This window comes from Thalassobacillus sp. CUG 92003 (genome assembly GCF_013618635.1).
GTDB lineage: Bacteria > Bacillota > Bacilli > Bacillales > Halobacillaceae > CUG-92003.
On record NZ_JABLSJ010000001.1, the window covers coordinates 80,016 to 93,260 of the forward strand.

12 protein-coding genes are annotated in these 13,245 nt (G+C 42.6%); 7 read left to right on the forward strand and 5 right to left on the reverse strand.

Going from position 1 to position 13,245, the window contains the following annotated elements:
* The first annotated feature begins 2 nt into the window (after positions 1-2).
* From cysQ to dhaM, 5 genes are all read left to right on the forward strand, one after another.
* On the forward strand, positions 3-776 hold the full coding sequence (gene cysQ, locus HOP45_RS00430; RefSeq protein ID WP_181346826.1) for a 3'(2'),5'-bisphosphate nucleotidase CysQ: 774 nt from the start codon (positions 3-5) through the stop codon (positions 774-776).
* Between the two features lie 208 nt (positions 777-984).
* Positions 985-1,350, forward strand: coding sequence for a hypothetical protein (locus HOP45_RS00435; RefSeq protein WP_181346827.1), 366 nt, complete (start codon positions 985-987; stop codon positions 1,348-1,350).
* 75 nt (positions 1,351-1,425) lie between these two features.
* The gene (dhaK, locus tag HOP45_RS00440) at positions 1,426-2,421 is read left to right on the forward strand and encodes a dihydroxyacetone kinase subunit DhaK (RefSeq protein WP_181346828.1); all 996 of its coding nucleotides are present in this window, start codon (positions 1,426-1,428) and stop codon (positions 2,419-2,421) included.
* A gap of 9 nt (positions 2,422-2,430) precedes the next feature.
* On the forward strand, positions 2,431-3,045 hold the full coding sequence (dhaL, locus tag HOP45_RS00445) for a dihydroxyacetone kinase subunit DhaL (protein ID WP_181346829.1): 615 nt from the start codon (positions 2,431-2,433) through the stop codon (positions 3,043-3,045).
* Between the two features lie 6 nt (positions 3,046-3,051).
* Entirely contained in the window at positions 3,052-3,429 is a 378-nt protein-coding gene (dhaM, locus tag HOP45_RS00450; RefSeq protein WP_181346830.1) for a dihydroxyacetone kinase phosphoryl donor subunit DhaM, read from the forward strand.
* Positions 3,430-3,604: 175 nt separating this feature from the next.
* Here dhaM and HOP45_RS00455 read toward each other — a convergent pair whose 3' ends face one another.
* The 3 genes from HOP45_RS00455 to HOP45_RS00465 form a co-directional block, all read right to left on the reverse strand.
* Positions 3,605-4,774: a glycerate kinase gene (locus tag HOP45_RS00455; RefSeq protein WP_181346831.1), complete on the reverse strand. Its 1,170-nt coding sequence runs from the start codon at positions 4,772-4,774 to the stop codon at positions 3,605-3,607.
* A gap of 65 nt (positions 4,775-4,839) precedes the next feature.
* Positions 4,840-5,559: a GntR family transcriptional regulator gene (locus HOP45_RS00460; RefSeq protein ID WP_181346832.1), complete on the reverse strand. Its 720-nt coding sequence runs from the start codon at positions 5,557-5,559 to the stop codon at positions 4,840-4,842.
* 91 nt (positions 5,560-5,650) lie between these two features.
* Positions 5,651-6,745, reverse strand: coding sequence for a tartrate dehydrogenase (locus HOP45_RS00465; protein ID WP_181346833.1), 1,095 nt, complete (start codon positions 6,743-6,745; stop codon positions 5,651-5,653).
* A gap of 194 nt (positions 6,746-6,939) precedes the next feature.
* On the opposite strand from HOP45_RS00465, the gene HOP45_RS00470 reads away from it, so the two are divergent.
* Positions 6,940-8,574 (forward strand): SLC13 family permease, encoded by a 1,635-nt coding sequence (locus HOP45_RS00470; protein WP_181346834.1) that lies wholly within the window; start codon positions 6,940-6,942, stop codon positions 8,572-8,574.
* Between the two features lie 151 nt (positions 8,575-8,725).
* Here the strand turns inward: HOP45_RS00470 and HOP45_RS00475 are convergent, their stop codons facing one another.
* Positions 8,726-9,013, reverse strand: coding sequence for a CotD family spore coat protein (locus HOP45_RS00475; protein WP_181347334.1), 288 nt, complete (start codon positions 9,011-9,013; stop codon positions 8,726-8,728).
* Between the two features lie 564 nt (positions 9,014-9,577).
* Between HOP45_RS00475 and helD the strand changes: the two genes are divergently transcribed.
* Positions 9,578-11,920: an RNA polymerase recycling motor HelD gene (gene helD, locus HOP45_RS00480; RefSeq protein ID WP_181347335.1), complete on the forward strand. Its 2,343-nt coding sequence runs from the start codon at positions 9,578-9,580 to the stop codon at positions 11,918-11,920.
* Positions 11,921-12,358: 438 nt separating this feature from the next.
* Here helD and HOP45_RS00485 read toward each other — a convergent pair whose 3' ends face one another.
* Positions 12,359-13,105: a WecB/TagA/CpsF family glycosyltransferase gene (locus HOP45_RS00485; RefSeq protein WP_181346835.1), complete on the reverse strand. Its 747-nt coding sequence runs from the start codon at positions 13,103-13,105 to the stop codon at positions 12,359-12,361.
* Positions 13,106-13,245: the final 140 nt, after the last annotated feature.

A 13,245-nucleotide genomic window follows, 5' to 3' on the forward strand; every position in this document is an offset into this window, starting at 1 on the left:
ACATGAAACATGTCATTCAGGCTGCACTTGAAGCAGGCCAGGAAATTATGAAGATTTACGACACGGATTTTGATGTGGAATACAAGGAAGATGAATCTCCCCTGACCATTGCTGATCAGAGATCACACGACGTCATTAAGGCGAGGTTACAGCAACATACGCCGGAGATCCCGATTTTGAGTGAAGAAGGCCAACACTTGCCGTACGAAGAGCGCAAAGAGTGGAAGGAATTCTGGCTCGTCGATCCGATTGACGGGACAAAAGAGTTTATTAAGAAAAATGGCGAGTTCACCGTTAATATTGCACTCGTCCGTAATGGCAAACCGGTGAGCGGCGTCATCTATGCACCGGCGCTTGATACGCTTTATGTAGGGGAAGAAGGGAAAGGCGCTTATAAAGTGCAATCCGTGCTCGGCGAGTCCGAAGAGCGAGCCCTGGAGCCCTTGCCACTTTCACGTCAGGATACACAAACCATCAGAGTGGTGGCGAGCCGCTCTCACATGTCAGACGAGACCGAAGCCTTTATTTCCGAACTGGAAGACCAGTATGACCGTGTCGAAACAGTCTCGGCAGGAAGTTCATTGAAATTGTGCTTGATTGCTGAAGGCGTCGCCGATTATTATCCGCGTTACGCGCCCACCATGGAATGGGATACTGGCGCAGGCCAAGCGATTGTGGAATGTTCAGGCGGCATCGTCAATGTGGCGGAGGAAGAAACCCCGTTACTGTACAACAAACCTGACTTACTGAACCCGTGGTTTGTCGCCAGCCGATAAAACGAAAAACTAACGTAACCCAGCCGACATCCTGTACAAGGACTCGGCTGGGTTTTCTTCTAGGACACAACTCCCCTTTAAAGCGAATTATTAAAGAAACTTGACGGTCTCGTTACCAAAGAATTGGAAGTGTGGAAGAATGTAAATGGGGGAACAGTAAAATTCAACACCTTATCTTTTAAGAATAAAGCAGGTGATTCAATTTCAAATGTCAGATAAAGACGAAACGAAATTATCAGCGTTAACGTGTCATTTAGAAACATACCATTTTATTTTTGGTCCCGGGAAATTGGTGGCCACACATAAGGGTCTGTTGTTCGTTGGCAACACGAAAACAAGAGGGGAGACTAAACGAATTTTCCCTTATGAACATGTGACCCCGATCCACCCTTACAAACCGCGTGGATTGTTCAAGTATGTAAGGAAACTGTTTTCCGCTGATTTTAAAGGGTCGTTTATGTATGAGAAAGAAAGGTATGTTTTTAACATGGTCATAGCTACTGAACAAGAATTCGATCATTTCATCAACGTTGTGAATAACCAAATCACACTTAAGAACAACATGTCATACTAGACCCGCGGGAAAGCGAGTTGTTTCACCTGGGTAGAGGCTTATTTAAAAATACTTAGAAGAAAGTGAGGCTCATGAATGAAAAAACTCATCAATGATTCGAATGACATTATTTCAGAAATGCTTGAAGGCATCGTCTCGGCTTACCCTGACTCCATGAGACAGGTGGAAGGGACGACCTGTATTGTGCGCAAAGATGCACCCGTGAAAAATAAAGTGGCTGTCGTCAGCGGAGGAGGCAGCGGACATGAGCCTGCCCATGCAGGCTTTGTAGGAAAAGGCATGCTGGATGCGGCAGTTGCTGGAGAAGTTTTTACGTCGCCCACCCCTGATCAGGTTTTGGAGGGCATCAAAGCGACTGACGACGGTTCAGGTGTCTTACTGGTCATTAAAAACTACACAGGCGATGTGATGAATTATGAAATGGCGGCGGAACTAGCGGAATCAGAAGGGATTAACGTGGAACAAGTTGTCGTAAATGATGATGTGGCAGTGGAAGACAGCTCCTTTACAACCGGTAGACGAGGCGTAGCAGGTACGGTCTTTGTCCATAAATTGGCCGGCGCAAAAGCTGAGGCAGGCGGTTCGTTAGCTGAGGTAAAAGGTGTGGCTGACAACGTGATCGCTAACGTCCGCTCGATGGGTGTCGCCCTAAGCCCTTGTATCATGCCTACTACTGGCGAGCCGGGATTTGAGCTTGCAGAGGATGAAGTCGAAATGGGCGTAGGCATTCATGGTGAACCCGGTATTGAAACGAAAAAGCTCACCTCTGCAGATGATATCGCTGAAGAACTGACAGAAAACGTATTACCCGAACTCGAGTTGAATGCTTCAGACGAAGTAGCTGTTATGGTGAACGGCATGGGAGCTACCCCTGAGATGGAGTTATACGTGTTCAACCGCAAAGTTCAGACTATTTTAGCTGACAAAGGCATTAAGGTGCATGAAACGATCGTCGGTGAATATATGACATCGCTCGAAATGGCCGGATGCTCGCTTACCGTCTTGAAATTGGACGACGAATTAAAAGAACTGCTGGACGCACCATCCAAAGCGCCAGCGTTCCGCAAATAGGAGGATTCTATGAAACTCAATGCAACGCAAGCTGTAAACTGGATGATCAAAACAAACGAAAAAATTCAAAAACAGAGCGACTATTTAAGCCAGCTTGACCGTGACATTGGCGATGGCGACCACGGCATCAATATGGCGCGCGGTTTTCAGGCAGTCGAAGATACCCTTTCGAACGAAGAGTTTGCTGAGGTCTCAGATGTATTGAAAAAAACCGCAACGACGATTATGTCCAAAGTCGGCGGCGCAGCTGGACCTCTGTATGGCACAGCCTTTCAAAAAATGGCCATGACAAGTAAAGGCACCGAAGTCGATTCTGAAACATTTAGCAACATGGTCGAAGCGGCTGTAGAAGGTCTCAAACAACGTGGCAAAAGTGAAGAAGGCGAAAAGACGATGATCGACGTTTGGTCACCGTTGCATGATGCTTTGAAAGAAACGTCCGAATTCGATGGTGAGAAAATCAGAGAAATCGCCCATTCCTCAATGGAATCGACCAAAGATATGGTCGCCACAAAAGGGCGGGCCGCTTATTTGAAGGAACGCTCAAAAGGGCATCTGGACCCAGGCTCAGTGTCGTCTTATTATGTGTTCGAAGCATTATCAGAAACACTGGAGAAAGGGTGAGGTGCAATGGCTCAAGTCGGAATAATCCTCGTCTCGCATAGTGAAAAATTGACCGAGGGCATCCAATCACTGCTAGAAGAAGTGGTCGGTGATGTCTCCGTTCAAACAGCGGGCGGCAATGAAGAAGGGCAGATCGGCACCAGCCTTGATAAAATTCAGAATGCGATGAAAAATGTCGGGGAAGCCGGCGCCTTGGTGTTCTATGATTTAGGGAGCGCCCAGATGAATGCCGAAATGGCAATTGAAATGCTGGAACTGGAACATGTTCATCTTTCGGATGCACCTATCGTAGAAGGTGCTTACTTGGCTGCTGTCGAAGCAAGTGTAGGAAAATCAGTCAACGACATTCGAGAATCGTTAAAGAATGAGTTTGGAAAAGAATAAGGATTATAGAGAGGCCATTCCTTAGTAAATAAGAATGGCCTCTGTAATAATATTTTATTTTTGTTAACGAATTATCTCTTTAAGATGCATGTAATCAGAAGCTAACGTGAAACGATTGAAAATAAGAATTTTTTTAAGGAGAGTATCCATGGAGAAAGGTCCTTAAAAAATATTACTAGTGAGAAAGGGGAGGACATACGCGACCTTTAAGTTCGTAGCCGCTTTTATAGACTTCCATTACGTTTTTGACTGTTTCTTCAACGAGTTGGCTTGCGTTTTCACTTAAATTTTTCAATGTTGAAGGGGAATTCGCTATACTGAAAAATGCGTGGATTCCTTTATCTACTAAAATATGATGGCCTTCGCTTAAACTTCCAGATATACAAACGACAGGAATTTCATACTGTCTAGCTCTCATCCCGACCCCCATAGGAGCCTTCCCGTAAGCTGTTTGTTTATCCGTTTTTCCTTCTCCCACTAGTATTAAGTCAGCATCCTTTAATTCTTCCTCAAAATTAATAGTATCTAGAATGAGGTCTATTCCTGGTACTAAGGCAGCGTTTAGGAAAGCCATTAGCCCTCCCCCTAGACCGCCAGCTGCTCCAGCGCCTTTTTCGTTCATGATATCTGTATTTAGATACTCCTGTACTTTAAGCCCAAAATTATTTAAACTTTGGTCGAGCTCCATCACCATTTCTTGAGTAGCTCCTTTTTGAGGACCGAAGATGGCAGATGCTCCATTAGGTCCGCATAAAGGATTTTCAACGTCGCAAGCGGCTACTATTTCAATGGAAAATAATCTTGGATCTAGATTGTCAGTGCTAATTTTATTTAGTTTCTGTAATGCTTGGCCGCCTTGAGGTATACGGTTTTCTTGCTCATCAAAAAACTCAGCCCCTAAAGCAGTGGCCATGCCAGCACCGCCGTCATTTGTAGCACTACCTCCTATACCTAATATGATCTTACTGCAACCATGGTCAAGAGCACTTTTAATAAGTTCCCCGGTCCCAAAAGTAGTTGTAAGTAAAGGATTAAGATCAGCTTCAGGTATTAAAGTAATACCCGATGCTTCTGCCATTTCAATGACAGCGGTTTTTCCATCTCCTAATATGCCCCATTTTGCTTTTACTTTTTCCCCTAGGGGACCCGTGACTTCCTCGTAAAACGTTGTCCCTCTTGTAATCGTTATGAGTGAATCGACTGTCCCTTCACCGCCGTCAGCCAAAGGGAGAGACTTAATTTCACTATGAGGAAACACGCGCTTAACGCCTCTTTCCATACTTTTTGACACTTCAAAAGCAGACAAACTTCCTTTATAAGAGTCAGGAGCCAGTACACATTTCATTTTTTTGTCCTTTCCTTTCTAAACACCTTCATCCCTAACAATCTATTACTAATCTTAAAATTTGTTTATAATGCCTTAAGAATTTCGTTTCTTGCTCTTTTTCTATGTGATTGCATAGAAACCTGGGCACCATCACCATCTTTAGCCCTCATACAGGCTACAATCGCGCGGTGTTCGACTATAGATTGAAAAGGTAACGGTCGTTTATTAATAGTAATGAGACGGGCTCTATATAGCTGATCAGCATGAACGTCTATAACATTTGACAGTCTTTCATTTTCAGCAGCGTTAATGATTTTAAAATGAAATAAATTATCAAGCCTGGCCCATTCTTCTAAGTTATTTTCATTGGTAGCTATTTCTTGTTGTTCAATTAGCGTTTCTAATTCAAATAGCTCTTCTTCGCTTAGGGTGTTAGTAGAAAGCTTAGCGGCTAAACCTTCAAGCATTTCTACGACTTCATAAATTTCACGCAAATCTTTGGCTTCAATCGGTTCTATTTCAAATCCTTTCCTAGGGATAAGCTTCACTACTCCCTCTGTCTGCAGACGGATTAATGCTTCCCTGACAGGAGTACGGCTCATTCCGAGAACCTCTGCGATTTCTCTTTCCAGAATCGTCTTTCCTGGCAATAATTTTAGGTTTCTAATAGCTAACCGAAGAATTTGGTAAGCCCGCAGAGGAAGTTTCCTTTCCGTGACATTATTTATTATAGGTTCTAAATCTTGCTGAACCTTTTGGATGTCGATCGATGATTCTGTCACCTTTGTATGTTCATTCTTCATAATTCACCACTTCACCCTTTTGTCTTTCTAACAATTATAACAAGAAGAAAAAAATAAAAAGAGGGCAGTCCTCTTTTTATTTTGAAAACGATCAGACCGTCGAGTACCTTTTCGAAACGTGGGATATAATTGAATCGGTTACTTCCTTAGAAGTATTATTGCCTCCAATATCTGCTGTTAAGATTCCATTTCTTGTCGTAGCTCGAATGGCATCATTGATTAGTTGCGCTTCTTCAGTTAGTCCCAAATGATCTAACATTAAAGCAGCGCTTCCAATGGTCCCTATTGGGTTGGCTATTCCTTTTCCAGCGATATCAGGTGCGGAACCATGGACAGACTCAAACATACTAGGGAAGCGTCCATCAAGGTGAAGATTTGCGCTTGGGGCAATTCCAAGACTACCTGCTAGAGCACTTCCTAGATCAGATAAAATATCCGCGTGTAGGTTAGAAGCGACTACTACTTCTAACTCCTCGGGGTGTGACACAAATCGTGCTGCCATAGCATCTACTAGCCATTTATCAGTTTCCACTTCTGGATAGTCTTTGCTTACTTTTTCAAACACTTCATCCCATAAAACCATTCCGTATTGTTGAGCGTTACTTTTCGTCACACTAGTTACTTTTTTCCTTTTTCTTTCCATTGCTAAATTAAAGGCGTGTCTAATAACTCTCTCGCAACCTTCTTCTGTAAAAACGGATGATTGAACGGCGACTTCTTTGCCAGGGCCTCTACCTGTAAAGTTCCGTCCTCCAATACCTGAGTATTCACCTTCAGTATTTTCTCTAACTAATATCCAATTTAATTCTTCTTTGTTGGGGTGGTTTAGTTTTCCTTCTATTCCTGGAAGAAATTCAACTGGTCTAATGTTTGCCCATTGGTCTAACCCTTGACAAATAGCGAGTCTAAGTCCCCAAAGACTAATGTGATCAGGAACAGAGGGGTATCCAACAGCTCCAAAGTATATGGCGTCATGATTTTTGATTTTATCTAATCCATCTTCGTCCATCATTTTTCCATTTTCCAGATAATATTCACAACCCCAGGGGAAGTAATCGCTTTCAAAAGTGAATGTGTTAGATGTTTTTGACAGATGGTCAATAACCCGCAGCCCTTCATTTATTACTTCTTCACCAATCCCATCCCCAGGGATTACTGCAAGTCGAAAATGCTTTTTGCCTTCCATTACATAATTCCTCCTAGAAATTCAAATTTGATTAACTATTCTAAATATTAATTAATGTATACATAAAAGTCAAGTAAACATTCGAAAACCGGGTTTTTATATAATTCAGAAAATTACATTGACTTTAATGTATACGTAAAGTATGATTCAAACATGAAAACGTTATCAAAATAAAGAAAGGATGGATTAAACGAATGCACTTTCATTCAGTATGGGAGCAAATGTGGCGGTGGGATCATAACCTGAGACAAGACATAAGGAAAGCTGCATCTTTTTTATTTTCTAAGGTTTCAGCCAATGCGGCTGTCGAGGAAGAAGTTGATTATTCTCAAGAAGAAGTAGAGGACAAACCTCCTCAACCAGGGGACTATTCAACTTCTCAAAAATTAGGATTGTTTCTCGGCCCTTTACTGTATTTTTCCATTACTTTACTTGTTAGCCCAGAGGGAATGAGTGAAGAGGCTGTACAAATGCTTGGTCTTATTAGCTGGATCGCCACTTGGTGGGTGACCGAAGCATTGCCTATACCCATAACATCTTTGCTTCCGTTACTCTTGTTTCCAATAACTGGAGTTATGGAAACGGGGGAAGTTTCCGTATCTTATGGAGATCCTCTTGTTTTTCTATTTGCCGGTAGTTTTATGATTGCTCTAACAATGGAGAAATGGAACCTTCACAGGCGAATTGCACTATCCATTATTGCCTTTATAGGAAGTAGTCCTAATATGATTATCTTAGGGTTTATGGTGGCAACTGGATTTTTATCTATGTGGATTTCTAACACGGCTAGCACGATGATGATGGTGCCCATTAGCTTAGCTGTTACGAAACATGTGGCAGATTCATTAAAGAACAGTTCAGAAACGGATGTCTCACCAGGAAATTTTCCATTTGGTACCGCCATTATGTTAGGGACAGCTTACGCAGCAACCATCGGGGGGTTCGGTACTTTAATTGGAGCACCGGCAAACACCATCTTAGCTGCAACTGTAAATAATCTGTACGGGATAGAGATTTCATTTGCAAGATGGATGTTGTTTGGGATCCCTATGGTTGTCTTACTTATTCCGCTTGTATGGTTTTACTTAGTTAAAATCGCTTATCCAATGAATGTGAAAAACATTCCAGGAGGACGTATCATAATAAAGCAAGAGCTAAAAGAACTTGGTAAAATGAGTTACGAAGAAAAAGTTGTGTTATCTGTATTTTCATTCACGGCCATAGCTTGGATTACCAGAAGTGTGCTGCTTGAAAAATTTATCCCAGGGATTGACGATACAATTATTGCATTGTTTGGAGCATTACTTTTGTTTATTATTCCTTCTAAAAACAAAAGAGGCAGCATCTTAGACTGGGACACTGTATTAAAACTTCCCTGGGGGATATTGTGGCTGTTTGGAGGGGGACTAGCTCTCGCTGCAGGTATCGTGAGTTCCGGACTAGATAAATGGATTGGTAACCAGCTCGTGAATTTCACAGACGTGCCCTTTTTTATCATGGTTGGACTAATCATCGCTGTAATAACCTTATTAACAGAATTTACTTCGAACACAGCTACTTCCACCATGGTCTACCCAATTGTTGCAGCAGGTGCAGCTGCATTAGGAACTGATCCAATTATCCTTATGGTGGCTGCTTGTATGGGGGCTACTTTTGCATTTATGTTCCCTGTCGCTGCCCCGCCCAACGCTATCGTATTCGCAACTGGCTATATAAGAATGGGTAAAATGGCGATGACTGGAATTTGGTTAAATATTTGCAGTATAGTTTTTTCAGTCATTATTGTTTACTTCTTTGTGCCATATATATTTGGAGGATTATTGAACTGAAAAAAGGCATGTTAATGCGTTTATAATTATCAAAAACCACGAAGAAATGAATGTTCTTCGTGGTTTTTTGATCCATTATGATAGCGCTAAAGTTGTTATAATCTATGTAAGTTGAAATAAAGCACCCCCCTTTTTGGGAGTGCTCCTCTAATTAAAACCAGCTCCAACCATTACGACGTTTACGGTTACGGCCACTATTGCTATTTCCGCTATTATTCGTGTTTGCAGGACTAACACGCCGACAATTTGGAGAATTGACGTCACTGCCACAATCGTAGTCTTCAACTATCGTTTCGTTGACTTCAGTATTCGTTACAGGATAGTAGTTTTCATTTCTAATAATCTCTCGATTTACGTTTATTACTTCAGTGGGATGAATATTCCTGACAACACGGCGCGTTGTCCTAGTTTTTACCACTCGCTCAGTAGGGCTTACAATCGTTTTCTCCTGAGCAGGTGACGTTTAACAAGGTGAGACCGCGTTCTGTCGGTTGCTATTTCGAGATCTATTACAACGTCCCATCATTATCCCTCCTTTACGCTTTATTACTATACTATTTGTGATAGAGAGGAGGTTTGTCCTAGGCACGTATTAGGGAGGTTGAAAAACAAGCACTACACCATACGATAGTTTATTGAGTCGAGGGGCCTCCTCGCCTCAATATCGGTCAACCAGCCTGCCTTATCGGTCGGCATGCACCAGATATCGGTCTGCTCAGCGATATATCAGCCAGGATGCTCCATATATCGGTCCACCCACCGATATAACGCAAATAAAAAACCAGCTGAGCACTACGCTCAGCTGGTTGATAAGACATCGTATTTATATGATATGTTATTCATTTCTGAAGAATTAACAATTGCTTAATAAATGAAAGTGTGTTAAATTTAGTTATTGGCTTCTATTAAATTGTTAATCTATAGAAATATCCTTAATTAAATTATAATACACAATTTAAATGAAGTCAATACCAAATTCTCACTTTCTTAAGGAGTGGTTAATCTGGACAACGACATTAAAAAAGAACAAGCCTATTTGGATAAAGTGATGGAAACCATTACGAAACAAATAAACGAAGTGGAAGCAGATACGGCCAAGCGTAAAGAAGATGTTGTCACGATCCGCAAGCACTTCTGGGATGATCTGAAAGTTAATATGGATACGTTCGATGATTATCTTGAGACGATTATCGCGATGAGGCAGCAGACGCAGGATTTATCAGTCAGTCAGAGTACCCATCGACATGCTTCTCATAGGCTCTCGAGGCTTAAACGATTAGAGAATGTCCCTTATTTCGGAGGGATTAATTTCGCTGAAGAAGGAACGGATGTGTCGGAGCACGTTCATATCGGCGTTTCGACGTTGACGGACGAATCAGATGAAACCATCCTTATTTACGATTGGCGTGCGCCGATATCGAGTATCTATTACGATTTTCCACCTGGCCCTGCCGAATACTCGACGCCAGGCGGTGTCATTCGCGGGGAACTTGAGAAGAAGTGGCAGTACAACATCAGACACGGTGAGATTGAATCCATGTTCGATACGAGTCTCACGATTGGTGACGAGATTTTGCAGGACGTGCTCGGCAAAGGGTCCAATAAACATATGCACAGTATCGTCGCTACCATTCAGAGAGAACAAAATAAAATCATTCGGCATACCCGCGGGAGCCTTCTGATGGTCCAAGGAGCTGCGGGGAGCGGCAAAACTTCTGCTGCCCTCCAGCGAATCGCTTATATTCTATACAAGTATCGGGACACGTTGACGGCAGATCAAATCATTCTATTTTCTCCTAATAAGATGTTCAGCAACTATGTATCCCATGTGCTGCCCGAATTAGGAGAAGAAAACATGCAGCAGGTGACGTTTCAAAATTATTTGGAATACCGGTTGGGCGACGATTTTAATATAGAAGATCCTTATGAACAACTGGAATATCTGCTCGTAGCCGAGGATGACACAGCTTATCGCATGCGAAAAGCGAGTATCCAATTTAAGGCATCATCGCACTTTTTTGAAGGCCTCAAACGGTATCGAGAGAGATTAGAGTCCACGGGCATGTTATTCAAAGGGGTAAGGTTCCGCGGTCAATCGATTGTCCCGTCTCAACACATCAAAGCGTTTTTCTATAGCAATGATACATCACTGCGTTTTCATAATCGGATAGAAAAATTGAAAGAACATCTACTCAAGGAGCTCGATAAAACGGAGGAAAAAGAGGTAGGTAAGCCTTGGGTCCAGGAAGAGATCGAGCTGCTTAGCAAAGATGAACTTCAGAAAGTGTTTACGCAACTAGAGGAAACAGATGAATTCAATGAAGATTCATTTGAGTTTTACGAGAAAGAGAATGAGGTACTTGCGCGCATGATCGTTCGCCGGAAGATGAAGTCACTGCGTAAAAAAGTAGCAGAGCTGCAATTTATCAATATAAAAGGATTATACAAGCAGCTATTTGATAATTCCATGAAGTCCACGTTATGGGATGAAATAGAGATGCCTGAAGAATGGGGAGCTATTTGCGACGCGACAAGAAAAATGCTGGATGACGGTCATATGTTTCAGGAAGACGCCACCCCTTATTTGCTACTGAAGGAACTCATTCAAGGTTTCCAATCAAATACGTCGATTAAACATGTGCTGGTCGACGAAGCACAAGATTATTCGGTCTTTCAATTCGAGTTTTTGAAGCGGTTGTTTCCTAATGCCAAAATGACCGTGCTAGGTGACTTTAACCAGGCCGTTTTTGCTCATGCCGACAATGTGGTAGATTTTCATTCTCTTACCAGTTTATATGGAGATCAGGAAACGGAAAGCATTACGCTGGATCGCAGTTACCGATCGACTAAGCAGATCATTGAGTTTACACGTGAACTTATTCCGGAAGGTGAAGACATCAAGGCGTTTGACCGGCACGGTGAGAAACCTGTACTGACCCGGTTAACGAACCATACTGACCTGCACAGTGCCATTGAATCTAAAGTCGAGGACATGCAGAAACAAGGCCATCACACGATCGCCATCATTTGTAAATCAGCTGCCGAAAGTTCGTTTGCTTATCGAGCTCTTCAGAATATAAATAATCTGAAACATGTGAAGAAGGGTACTAGTGAGTACGAACAAGGGGTGATCGTCATTCCTGCTTACCTGGCAAAAGGGATTGAATTTGATGCAGTGATTATTTATGATGCCTCAAAGCACATATATGGAGAGGAGAATCTGCGTCGGTTGTTTTACACCGCTTGTACGCGAGCGATGCACGACTTGCACCTGTATAGTGTCGGCGAACCCACTCCATTTCTGAAAAACGTCCCTTCCGGAAAATCACTGATATCCCAGGAATAATAGAGGACTCCAAAAAATTATGAAATAGAGGGTTTCGAGGTGCAATGGAATGTTTGGGGTTGGGGGAGTGACTCTTCCTTGCCAATTTAAAATACTGAAACCAACAAAGGAAGACCTTTATGTATGGTTGAGGAGAGACTTAGAGCAACGCAGCTCAGAGTGGTTTTAGTCAGATATATTTTCTCTTATAGAAGGGTCCTTTTCACTAAAATAAAGATGGATTGGATGGGAAACGGCGAGACTCCCGCGGGAAAAGGAGCTCGACGAGACCCCACAGAGAGCGTAGCGAACGAGGAGGCTCGGCGGTTCCCCGCAGGAAAGCGAGTTGTTTCCCAGCCAACCCAAGCTCTATACCATAAAGGACCCAAACAAATCTCACAGCAGTAAAATCAAAAAAACCGCCGGACTCCTCATCGAGGAATCCGGCGGTTTTCATCGTTAGCTAGAACGACGATTTAACTTTTCCCGTATCACATGGTAAGCAAAGCGGGGGAGCGAAGACATCCGACGCCAGCGACTCGGCTTTTGAAACAAACGATAAAGCCATTCAATATTATTCTCCTGCCATTTTAACGGAGCACGCTTAACGGTCCCGGATAACACATCAAAGCTTCCACCGACACACAAAAAAACACCCTTATCAAAGCGATCCCAATTTTCTGCGATCCATTGTTCTTGCTTCGGTGCCCCAAGTGCAACGAACACCAGGTCTGGCTGCGCCGCTTCAATCTTCTGGGCAATCACTTCCGCAGTTTCATGATCATCCCAGTCGAAAAAACCATGGTGAGAGCCCACGACTTGAATGTTCGTGTAGTAGTCTTGGATATTCGCCACTGTTTTAGCGAGCACGTCATCATGAGCGCCTAACAGAAAGATTTTATAGTTCCGGTCGTGCGAAATTTGTAAGAAATCGATCATAAGGTCGTATCCTGTAACACGTTCCGGAAGTGGATTTTTCATCAAGCGTGAAGCTTTGACGATTCCGATGCCGTCCGCTGTTATGTAGCTGGCAGACCGGATACATTCCCGGTAATACGGATCCTCTTTAGCTCGCATCACGATTTCAGGATTGGCAGTTATGACAAACGATTTTTCACCATTATCAATATGTAATTTCATGCGTTCAACTAAGGTATTATGATCAATATTCGTAATAGGTATGCCTAAGATTTCAACCTGTTTCATGTTATGGTGAAACTCCTTTGATTTACACGTTCATGCACTTAATAATATATCATAAAAATCACCGAACCAATAGTAATGAATCTACTAATGATGGAATGTTTTTCTATAACTCGTTAACTCTTATACGATTATGCAGGTTT

Excerpts from the sequence above, each read along its gene's own strand:
- HOP45_RS00465 (WP_181346833.1), bottom strand. The coding sequence starts at position 6,745 with ATGGAAGGCAAAAAGCATTTTCGACTTGCAGTAATCCCTGGGGATGGG.
- dhaM (WP_181346830.1), top strand. The coding sequence starts at position 3,052 with ATGGCTCAAGTCGGAATAATCCTCGTCTCGCATAGTGAAAAATTGACC.
- cysQ (WP_181346826.1), top strand. The coding sequence starts at position 3 with ATGAAACATGTCATTCAGGCTGCACTTGAAGCAGGCCAGGAAATTATG.
- HOP45_RS00435 (WP_181346827.1), top strand. The coding sequence starts at position 985 with ATGTCAGATAAAGACGAAACGAAATTATCAGCGTTAACGTGTCATTTA.
- HOP45_RS00470 (WP_181346834.1), top strand. The coding sequence starts at position 6,940 with ATGCACTTTCATTCAGTATGGGAGCAAATGTGGCGGTGGGATCATAAC.
- dhaL (WP_181346829.1), top strand. The coding sequence starts at position 2,431 with ATGAAACTCAATGCAACGCAAGCTGTAAACTGGATGATCAAAACAAAC.
- HOP45_RS00460 (WP_181346832.1), bottom strand. The coding sequence starts at position 5,559 with ATGAAGAATGAACATACAAAGGTGACAGAATCATCGATCGACATCCAA.
- dhaK (WP_181346828.1), top strand. The coding sequence starts at position 1,426 with ATGAAAAAACTCATCAATGATTCGAATGACATTATTTCAGAAATGCTT.
- HOP45_RS00485 (WP_181346835.1), bottom strand. The coding sequence starts at position 13,105 with ATGAAACAGGTTGAAATCTTAGGCATACCTATTACGAATATTGATCAT.
- HOP45_RS00455 (WP_181346831.1), bottom strand. The coding sequence starts at position 4,774 with ATGAAATGTGTACTGGCTCCTGACTCTTATAAAGGAAGTTTGTCTGCT.